We start from the raw sequence: 9,452 nt of genomic DNA, 5'->3' as shown, positions 1-9,452 counted from the left end.
AGCTCCAAGCATATGGCGATTTACCCGCTCAAGCTCTACAAGCTCCGCTGGGGCATTGAGACGAACTACTACGAGCAGAAGATGTTCTGGGAACTCGGCAGCTACAAAGTTTGCACAAAGACTGCGATTGAGCATCTGCTGAACCTGACGAATTCCGGGCACGCTCTCATGAAGATCCTGCCATATGAGGACGAGCGGCTGAGCACCTACCGGGACAAGAGCCCGCAAGAGCTGCGGTACGCGCTGAGCCAGCAGATCTACAAGGAAGTATTTTTCGCCACTTTGGTGTCCAAAGCCCAAAGTAGCATAAATTCAAGCACATTGCTCAAGGCCTTGCAAGCATTGGCTCGGGGCGATGAGCAAGCGGCTTAAAAGCTGTAAATTATTGTAATTCTACATTACAGCGTATACTCCTCCTAATAAAATAAAAAATCTCATAAACACCACCGTACAAGAAAAGCCGGTCGAATGAACGTATCTGTCATTCGACCGGCTTTCTCTTATATTCAAATTATTTATATCTATCACATAATATGTCGTCAGATCTTGGCGTACTCCAGGATGGCGCGCTTATCGTACATGCGCTCGTAATAGGTCTGATAGTCGCCGCTGATGATGCCCATCCACCAGTCACGGTGCTCGAGGTACCACTTGACCGTCTTCTTGATGCCGTCCTCGAACTTCGTCTCCGGCTCCCAACCGAGCTCCGTGTGGATCTTCGTCGGGTCGATGGCGTAGCGGCGGTCGTGGCCCTTGCGGTCGGTGACGTGCTCGATGAGGTCTTCGGGCTTGCCGAGCTCCTTGAGGATGGTCTTGACGACGTCGATGTTGGCGCGCTCATTGTGGCCGCCGATGTTGTAGACCTCGCCGACGCGTCCCTTCTGCAGGATGAGGTCGATGGCACGGCAGTGGTCCTCGACATAGAGCCAGTCGCGGACGTTCTTGCCGTCGCCGTAGACCGGCAACTTCTTGTCGGACAGCGCGTTGATGATCATCAGCGGGATGAGCTTCTCCGGGAAGTGATACGGGCCGTAGTTGTTCGAGCAGCGCGAGATCGTCGTCGGAATCTTGTAGGTGCGATGATACGCCATGACCAAGAGGTCCGCACCGGCTTTCGAAGCCGAATACGGGCTCGACGTCTTGAGGTTCGTCTCCTCCGTGAAGAACAGGTCCGGACGGTCGAGCGGCAGGTCGCCGTAGACCTCATCCGTCGAGACCTGATGGTAGCGGTCGATGCCATACCTGCGGCAGGCGTCGAGCAGCACGCTCGTGCCGATGACATTCGTCTGCAGGAAGATCTCCGGATTCTCAATGGAGCGGTCGACATGCGACTCCGCTGCGAAGTTAACGACGATGTCCGGCTTCTCCTGCTCGAAGATGCGGTAGACCGCCCGGCGGTCTGCGATGTCCGCGCGGATGAACTTGAAGTTCTTCTTCTCCATCGCACTCTCGAGCGTCTCGAGGTTGCCCGCATACGTCAGCTTGTCGACGCAGATGATGCGGTCGCTCGGATGCTTCTTGAGCATGTAGTAGATGAAGTTCGAACCAATGAAGCCGGCACCGCCGGTCACGATGATATTCATATATGATTCCCCCTGTATTTCGATTGATGGCAGGACAAAAGCCCCGCACTCCTTCTATTATAGCGTAAATCCTAGAAGCATGCGGGGCTTTTTGTGTCTTTTTATTGATTTTTTGTTGTTTTAATCACTTGAACTCCACGAACTCGTCGATGCGGGCGCCGCCCTTGGTCATGGGTTCGACGAAGCTGCGCCAGACGTTAAGGACGATGACGCGCGGATGGTCGCGGTCCTCGAGTGCTTTTCTCAGGGCCTCGGCGAATTCGTCCTGGGTGGAGACGGCCTCTGCCTCGATGCCGAAGCACTCGGCGTACTTGACGTAGTCCATTGGGTAATCGAGCTCGCAGGCGATGTAACGCTCCTTGTACATGACTTTCTGGAGCTGGCGGATCATGCCGAGGCTCCTGTTGTTGACGATCAGGGAGATGATCGGCAGCTGCAGGCGCGCGATCGTGTAGAACTCGTTGCCCGTCATCTTGATGCCACCGTCGCCGGCCACGTGGATGACGCGCCGGCCCCTGCCGTAGTAGAGCTGTGCGCCCATGGCGGCCGGCAGGCCGAAGCCCATCGTGCCGAGACCGCCGGAGGTCAGCCACGTGCGCGGCTCTTCGATGCGCAGGTGGAGCGCCGCCCACATCTGATGCTGACCGACATCCGTCGCAAAGGCGTACGGCTTGCCCTTCGTGCGCTGCATGACCTGATGCATCGCCCAGGGGACCGTCAGCCGGCTCTGATGGTAGTCGTAGGCGTACGACTCCTCCCACTTGTCAATCTGCTGCCACCAGTCCGTCAGGGCGGAATTCGGCTCGTGCTTCATGAGCAGCGAGAGGATGGTCTTCATGTCGCCGGCGAGGCCGAGCGAGTTGCCGACGTTCTTGTCGATCTCGGCGGGGTCGATGTCGATGTGGATGAACTTCGTGTTCTCCGTGTACTTGTCGAGGTTGCCCGTCTGGCGGTCGCCGAAGCGGCTGCCGATGGCGATGACGAGGTCGGCCGCAGCAATCGCGTGATTCGCGGCCTTCTCGCCGTGCATGCCGGCAAAGCCGAGCGACTGCGGATGGGAGCGCGGTATCGCACCGAGCCCCATGAGCGTGTGGACGACAGGCAGGTGGTACTTCTCGATGAAGGCGATGACTTCTTTCGTCGCACCGGCGGAGATGACGCCGCCGCCGACAATCGCCACGGGCCGCTTGGCCTGGACGATCTCGTCGGCCGCCTCTGCCGCGCAGATCAGGAAGTCAGCATCCGGTTTCCCGTGATGCTCGGGCTGCACGGCCTGCGGCTTGTAGTCGACATCCGCAAAGAAGAGGTCGCGCGGCACATCGATGAGCACGGGACCGGGACGGCCATGGCGCGCCAGCGCAAAGGCCTTGCGCACGGTCGGCACGAGCTGGTCGGCATGCTTGACCTTGAAGTTGTGCTTCGTGATCGGCATCGTGACGTCGAGGATGTCCGTCTCCTGGAACGCATCGCGCCCCAGGAGCGAAGTGTCGACCTGTCCCGTGATGGCGACGACCGGCACGGAGTCCATGAAGGCCGTCGCGAGGCCCGTGACGAGATTTGTCGCGCCGGGGCCCGACGTCGCGATGCAGACGCCGACCTTGCCCGAAGCGCGCGCGTAGCCGTCGGCTGCGTGCGCGGCATTCTGTTCGTGTGTCACGAGGATCTCCCGGATGTCCGGGTTCTCATAAAATGCATCGTAAAGCGGCAGGATCATGCCGCCCGGATAACCAAAAACCGTGTCGACTCCCTGTTCCTTGAGACAGAGAGCGACTGCCTTCGCTCCCTTCATCTGGCTTCCCCTTTCTGCCGTCTCTGCTGGCGCTCTGCGGTATCAGATGCGCTCGCAGATGACCTTCGTGATCTCTTCCGTATTAGCCTTCTGGAAGCCTTCCTTCCAGAGGTCCGGCGTGCGGTAACCGTCGGCCAGCGCCTTGTCGACGGCCGCCTCGATTGCCTTGGCCGCCTCTTCCTCATGCAGCGAGTAGCGCAGCAGCATGGCCGCCGAGAGGATCGTGCCCATCGGATTGGCGATGCCCTTGCCGGCGATGTCCGGCGCACTGCCGTGAATCGGCTCGTAGAGGCTCGTGCTCGTGCCAATGGAGGCCGACGGCATCATGCCGATGGAGCCGCCGACGACGGCCGCCTCGTCGGAGAGAATGTCACCGAAGAGGTTGCCCGTGACGATGACATCGAACTGCGTCGGACGGATGGCCAGCTGCATCGCGCAGTTGTCGACGTAGAGGTTGTTGAGCTCAACGTCCGGATACGACTCTGCGACCTTGGCCACCGTGCGGCGCCAAAGGCGCGACGTCGCGAGGACGTTGGCCTTGTCGACCGACGTGACCTTGCCGCGGCGCAGCTTGGCCGTCTCGAAGGCGAGCTTCGCGATGCGATTGACCTCAGGAACGGAGTAGTTCTCGAGGTCCCAGGCGCGCTCGGCGCCGTTGTGCTGCTCTGACTCGCACTTGTCACCGAAGTAGATGCCGCCGATGAGCTCGCGCACGATGACGAGGTCGACGCCCTTGACGAGCTCCGGCTTCAGCGGGGAGTACTCGACGAGTGCATCGGCTACTTTGACAGGGCGCAGGTTGGCGTAGAGTCCGAGGTTCTTGCGCAGGCCGAGGATGGCCTTCTCGGGGCGCAGCGCCGGGTCGACGTTGTCCCACTTGTCGCCGCCGACGGCGCCGAAGAGGACGCCGTCGGACGCCTTGCAGGCCTCGATCGTGTCATCTGGCAGCGGCGTGCCGAACTTGTCGTAGGCCGTGCCGCCGGCGTCTTTATAGGTGTAGGAGAGCCCGAGGCCGAACTTCTCATCGACCTTCTTGAGGACTTCTACCGCCGAATCCGTGATTTCCTTGCCGATACCATCGCCCGGTATCACTGTGATCTTATATGACATATGTATCCCCTCTCTACTCTGACAAACGCAACAACAGGTTCTCAGTCTTTCTGGCCCTTGATGTAGTTGATGAGGCCGCCGGCCTTGGCGATATCCTGCACGAAGCCCGGCAGCGGATGCGCGTGGAAGACGTCGCCTGTCGTCAGGTCTTCGATCGTGCCCGTCGCCGTGTCGACGCGCAGCTTGTCGCCCGCCTTGATCTTCTCGACATCTGAGCCGATCTCCAGGAGCGGCAGGCCGATGTTGATGCCGTTGCGATAGAAGATGCGCGCGAAGCTTGCAGCGATGACGACCGGGATGCCCGCCGCCTTGATGGCGACCGGCGCATGCTCACGCGAGGAGCCGCAGCCGAAGTTGCGGCCGCCGACCATGATATCGCCCTCTTTGACATTCGGTGCGAAGCTCTCATCGATGTCGACCATGCAGTGCTTGGCGAGCTCTTTCGGGTCGAACGTGTTGAGGTAGCGGGCTGGGATGATGACATCTGTATCGATATTGTCGCCGTAGCGCCATACTTTGCCTTCTAATTTCATATTATTTAACCTCCTCCGGTGTTGCGATGCGTCCCAAGATTGCACTCGCGGCTGCGACCTGCGGGCCGGCGAGGTAGACTTCACTGTCGACATGGCCCATGCGGCCGCGGAAATTGCGGTTCGTCGTCGAGACGCAGCGCTCGCCGGCAGCCATGATGCCCATGTAGCCGCCGAGGCACGGGCCGCAGGTCGGCGTCGAGACGGCACAGCCGGCATCGATGAACGTATCGATGTAGCCACGCTTCATCGACTCCTTGTAGATGGCCGGGCTGCCCGGGATGACGATGCAGCGCACGCGGTCTGCGACCTTGTGGCCCTTGAGGATGGAAGCCGCAATCTCCATGTCCTCGAGGCGGCCGTTCGTGCAGGAGCCGATGATGACCTGATCGATCTCGATTGGCTCCTTGATATCCTCGACGCGCTTCGTGTTGCCCGGCAGGTGCGGGAAAGCGACGACCGGCTTGAGCTCCGAGAGGTTGATATCGACTTCACGGCAGTACTCAGCATCTTCGTCAGCGGCAACCGGCTCATACGGCTTCGTGACGCGGGCATCGACATAGGCCTTCGTGATCTCGTCGAACGGGAAGATGCCGGCCTTGCCGCCCGCCTCGATGGCCATGTTGGAGATGGTCAGGCGGTCCGTCATCGTCAGTGCCTTGACGCCTGGGCCAGCAAACTCGAGAGACTTGTAGAGCGCGCCATCGACGCCGATCATGCCGATGAGCGTCAGGATGACGTCCTTGCCGGTGATGTCCGCTGGCTTCTCGCCCGTCAGGTTGACCTTGATGGCCTCCGGCACCTTGAACCAAGCCTTGCCCGTCGCCATGGCTGCGCCGAGGTCGGTCGAGCCGACGCCCGTCGAGAAGCCGTTGACGGCGCCGTACGTGCACGTATGCGAATCCGCGCCAATCGTCAGCATGCCCGGTGCGACGATGCCCTTCTCCGGCAGGATGACGTGCTCGATGCCCACGCGGCCCTGCTCGAAGTAGTTGACGATTCCGTACTTGCGTGCGAAATCGCGTACGATCTTCGCGAGCTCTGCCGACTTGATGTCCTTGGCCGGCTGGAAGTGGTCCGGCACGAGCGCGATCTTCGTGTTGTCGAAGACCGGACGGCCGATCTCCTCGAATTTCGCGATGGACGGCGGTGCCGTGATGTCGTTCGCAAGTACCATATCGAGCTCACAGGTCACGAGCTGACCGGCCTTCACGGAATCGAGGCCAGCGTGTTTCGCGAGAATCTTCTCGCTCATAGTCATACCCATAGTATGCCCTCCTAATATATGAATATCTATCGAGTATTGTCCGGTTATTGGAAAAAACTTCCCCGACGTGTAGTTCGCCGGGGAAGCGTTGATTTCCTGTTCAGTTAGAAGGTGAATCAGTCTTTGGAGAGATCTGCACCATCTTTGAGCCACGGCATCATAGCGCGCAGTTCCTTACCGACCTTCTCGATCGGATGCTCAGCATGGAGGCGGCGCTCCATGAGGAAGTTGACGCGGCCAGCAGCCTTGTTCTCAAGCAGCCAGTTGCGAGCAAACGTGCCGTCCTGGATTTCTTTGAGGACTTTCTTCATTTCCTTCTTCGTGTCTTCCGTGATGATGCGCGGGCCTACCATGTAGTCGCCATACTCAGCCGTATCGGAGCAGGACTGGCGCATCTTCGTGAAGCCGCCCTCGTAGCAGAGGTCAACGATGAGCTTCATCTCATGGAAGCACTCGAAGTATGCCATCTCCGGCGGATAACCTGCCTCGACGAGGACTTCGAAGCCCGTCTGCATCAGCTGGCAAACGCCGCCCATGAGGACAGCCTGCTCGCCGAAGAGGTCTTCTTCCGTCTCATCGCGGAACGTCGTCTGCAGTGCGCCGGCACGCAGAGCGCCGAGGCCTTTTGCATAAGCAAGAGCGAGGTCGAAGCACTTGCCCGTTGCATCCTGATGAACAGCGAAGACAACCGGTACGCCGGAACCTTCCGTGTACGTGCGGCGAACGAGATGGCCCGGGCCTTTCGGAGCGACCATGAATACATCAACATCTGCCGGCGGAACGATCTGCTGGTAATGGATGTTGAAGCCATGTGCGAAGACGAGAGCGCTGCCCGGCTTGAGGTTCGGAGCGATTTCCGTCTTGTAGACGTCGGCCTGCTTCTCATCCGGGATCAGGACCGTCGTGATGTCAGCCTGCTTGACTGCTTCAGCGACCGTGTAGACCTTCAGGCCGTGCTCTTCAGCGACCTTCTTGGACTTGGAACCTTCATAGAGGCCGACGATGACGTTTGCACCGCTGTCCTTGAGGTTCAGGGCATGAGCATGCCCCTGGCTGCCATAGCCGATGATCGCAATCGTCTTGCCGTTCATGAGTTCCCAATTTGCATCCTGATCATAGTAAGTTTTTGCCATAATACTCTCTCTCCTCACAATGTTCATAGATTGTATGCTCTCCGCGCTCTAGCGCGATGAGGCCGGTGCGTATGACTTCCGCGATCCCATAAGGCTTCACGAGTCTCAGGAAAGCCGTGACTTTGTCGTCACTGCCCGTGATCTCGAAGACCAGCGTGTTGGATTCGACATCCACCACATGAGCCCGGAAGAGCTCTGCCATCTTCAAGACATCGAGCCGGTTGTCGTCATCCGCCTTGACCTTTATCAGCGTCATCCCGCGGCACACAGCATTCTTCTCGTCCAGGCGCTGCACCGCACGGACTACCGGCATCTTCTCGAGCTGCTTGATCATCTGCTCGATGAGGTTCTCATCACCGTGCACGACGACTGTGATGCGCGAGAAATCCGGTGTTTCCGTGACGCCCACCGACAGGCTGTCGATGTTGAACTCGCGTCTGGAAAACATGCTCACAACACGCACGAGGACACCAGTCTGATTCTCGACGAATACCGACAAGACGTGTTTCATGGACCCATCTCCTCTTAGAATTGCTGATACCATGCATATTATACCACGGCGCTCCAACAGATTCAAACTGTAATGCTGTAAACATGTATACATTATTACTCGATGCACACGATTTGTCAACACGTTCCTGTAACTTTTTTTCATTTCACTGAGATTTTTTTATATTATAATCCCCTTACAGCAGACATATTTCTGGTTTTATATTATTCGATAAGCATTTATGTCCATTCTAAACGGATTTTCAATAAAAACATGAAGCAAAGGTCGGACAATCCAGCAGGAATGTCCACGTTCCTGTTGCAGACTGGTAGGGCATAGCCCTCCCTGTCAGTCTATGCTACAATGAAATGCACCAGGAATTAGCCCACCAGAAAGGACAGATGCCACGATGAGAAAACAATACACGCCGCTCCAGCTGCCGCACACCGATATCCTGCCCGAGATTGTCGAGCCACTGCTGACTTGGTATCGCGGCCAGTCCACGCTGCGCTGCCTGCCGTGGCGCGAAGAGGTCACGCCGTACCACACCTGGATTTCCGAGATCATGCTGCAACAGACGCGCGCCTCGGCCGTCATCCCGTACTACACGCGCTTCCTCGAAGTGCTGCCTGACATCGCGAGCCTCGCGCGCTGCGACGACGAGCTCCTCATGAAACTCTGGCAAGGGCTCGGCTACTACAGCCGCGCGCGCAATCTCAAGAAGGCTGCCTGCCAGATTGTTGAAGACTTCGGCGGACAGATGCCTGCCGACTTTGCAGCGCTCCTGGCGCTACCGGGCATCGGGCGCTACACCGCCAGCGCCATCGGCTCGATTGCCTTCGGCCTGCCGCTGCCAGCCGTCGACGGCAACATCCTGCGCGTCACCATGCGCGTCCTGCAGTGCGGTGAGGACATCGCGCAGCTGTCCGTCCGCCGTGCCGTCGAGGATGCGCTCGCCCCGCATTATCCGAGCGGAGAGGATGCCGGCGCCCTCAATCAGGCCTTCATGGACCTCGGCGCGACCGTCTGCCTGCCGCACGGTGCTCCACACTGCGCTCTCTGCCCTCTCGGCCGCCTCTGCCTCGCATACGCGGCAGGCTCGGCGGAGCAGCTGCCCATCAAGGTCAAGAAATCGAAGCGCCGCATCGAGCAGAAGACCGTGCTCGTCCTGCGCCAGGGCAGAGCACTGGCCCTCATGAAGCGCCCGGAGAAGGGGCTGCTGGCCGGCCTCTGGGAACTGCCGAATCTGCCGGGCCATCTCACCGAGGAAGAACTGCGCAGTTGGCTCGCGGCACGCGGACTGCACGCCCTCACCATCACGCGCCTGCCCGACGTCCGCCACATCTTCTCCCATGTCGAATGGCAGATGCAGGGCTGGGAAGTCGAGCTCAGCGCTCCGGAAGCAGTTGTCGCAGAAGATGACAGCCCGCTCGTCTGGGCCTCTCCCGAAGAGCTCGCCGACACCTACAGCATCCCGTCTGCCTTTCAGTATTTTCTGCACCAGAAGTCCTGAATCACAAAAAAGACGCCCGGAAAGGCGTCTTTTTTAT

8 protein-coding genes and 1 pseudogene are annotated in these 9,452 nt (G+C 59.1%); 2 read left to right on the top strand and 7 right to left on the bottom strand.

Translation table 11 applies throughout. The annotated features are described in order from the left end of the window. Positions 1-372, top strand: a pseudogene (locus T518_RS07090) (IS701 family transposase); the annotation flags it as partial. A 167-nt stretch (positions 373-539) separates the two neighbouring features. On the opposite strand, the gene rfbB reads toward T518_RS07090, so the two are convergent. The 7 genes from rfbB to ilvN all read right to left on the bottom strand — a co-directional run bounded on the left by rfbB (position 540) and on the right by ilvN (position 7,923). Continuing rightward, the gene (rfbB, locus tag T518_RS07085) at positions 540-1,583 is read right to left on the bottom strand and encodes a dTDP-glucose 4,6-dehydratase (protein ID WP_036377432.1); all 1,044 of its coding nucleotides are present in this window, start codon (positions 1,581-1,583) and stop codon (positions 540-542) included. A gap of 124 nt (positions 1,584-1,707) precedes the next feature. Further along, positions 1,708-3,372 (bottom strand): biosynthetic-type acetolactate synthase large subunit, encoded by a 1,665-nt coding sequence (gene ilvB, locus T518_RS07080; protein ID WP_036377430.1) that lies wholly within the window; start codon positions 3,370-3,372, stop codon positions 1,708-1,710. A gap of 42 nt (positions 3,373-3,414) precedes the next feature. Next, complete coding sequence (gene leuB, locus T518_RS07075; protein WP_036377428.1) at positions 3,415-4,482, bottom strand: 3-isopropylmalate dehydrogenase; 1,068 nt, start codon at positions 4,480-4,482, stop codon at positions 3,415-3,417. 41 nt (positions 4,483-4,523) lie between these two features. Further along, entirely contained in the window at positions 4,524-5,015 is a 492-nt protein-coding gene (locus T518_RS07070; RefSeq protein WP_036377426.1) for a 3-isopropylmalate dehydratase small subunit, read from the bottom strand. A gap of 1 nt (position 5,016) precedes the next feature. Continuing rightward, entirely contained in the window at positions 5,017-6,279 is a 1,263-nt protein-coding gene (gene leuC / locus T518_RS07065) for a 3-isopropylmalate dehydratase large subunit (RefSeq protein WP_036377424.1), read from the bottom strand. Between the two features lie 116 nt (positions 6,280-6,395). Further along, the gene (gene ilvC, locus T518_RS07060; protein WP_036377422.1) at positions 6,396-7,412 is read right to left on the bottom strand and encodes a ketol-acid reductoisomerase; all 1,017 of its coding nucleotides are present in this window, start codon (positions 7,410-7,412) and stop codon (positions 6,396-6,398) included. Continuing rightward, entirely contained in the window at positions 7,393-7,923 is a 531-nt protein-coding gene (gene ilvN / locus T518_RS07055; RefSeq protein WP_036377419.1) for an acetolactate synthase small subunit, read from the bottom strand. Before ilvN ends, ilvC begins: the two co-directional genes overlap by 20 nt. 388 nt (positions 7,924-8,311) lie before the next feature. Between ilvN and T518_RS07050 the strand changes: the two genes are divergently transcribed. Beyond that, positions 8,312-9,415: an A/G-specific adenine glycosylase gene (locus T518_RS07050; RefSeq protein WP_051652235.1), complete on the top strand. Its 1,104-nt coding sequence runs from the start codon at positions 8,312-8,314 to the stop codon at positions 9,413-9,415. The last annotated feature ends 37 nt before the right edge of the window (positions 9,416-9,452 follow it).

It is taken from the genome of Mitsuokella jalaludinii DSM 13811 (assembly GCF_000702905.1).
GTDB classification, from domain to species: domain Bacteria; phylum Bacillota; class Negativicutes; order Selenomonadales; family Selenomonadaceae; genus Mitsuokella; species Mitsuokella jalaludinii.
This window is presented reverse-complemented; position numbering and strand designations above follow the sequence as displayed.

Bases quoted from the DNA above. Each gene is read 5' to 3' on its own strand.
- ilvB (WP_036377430.1), bottom strand. From the start codon at position 3,372: ATGAAGGGAGCGAAGGCAGTCGCTCTCTGTCTCAAGGAACAGGGAGTC.
- T518_RS07050 (WP_051652235.1), top strand. From the start codon at position 8,312: ATGAGAAAACAATACACGCCGCTCCAGCTGCCGCACACCGATATCCTG.
- T518_RS07070 (WP_036377426.1), bottom strand. From the start codon at position 5,015: ATGAAATTAGAAGGCAAAGTATGGCGCTACGGCGACAATATCGATACA.
- leuC (WP_036377424.1), bottom strand. From the start codon at position 6,279: ATGGGTATGACTATGAGCGAGAAGATTCTCGCGAAACACGCTGGCCTC.
- ilvN (WP_036377419.1), bottom strand. From the start codon at position 7,923: ATGAAACACGTCTTGTCGGTATTCGTCGAGAATCAGACTGGTGTCCTC.
- ilvC (WP_036377422.1), bottom strand. From the start codon at position 7,412: ATGGCAAAAACTTACTATGATCAGGATGCAAATTGGGAACTCATGAAC.
- leuB (WP_036377428.1), bottom strand. From the start codon at position 4,482: ATGTCATATAAGATCACAGTGATACCGGGCGATGGTATCGGCAAGGAA.
- rfbB (WP_036377432.1), bottom strand. From the start codon at position 1,583: ATGAATATCATCGTGACCGGCGGTGCCGGCTTCATTGGTTCGAACTTC.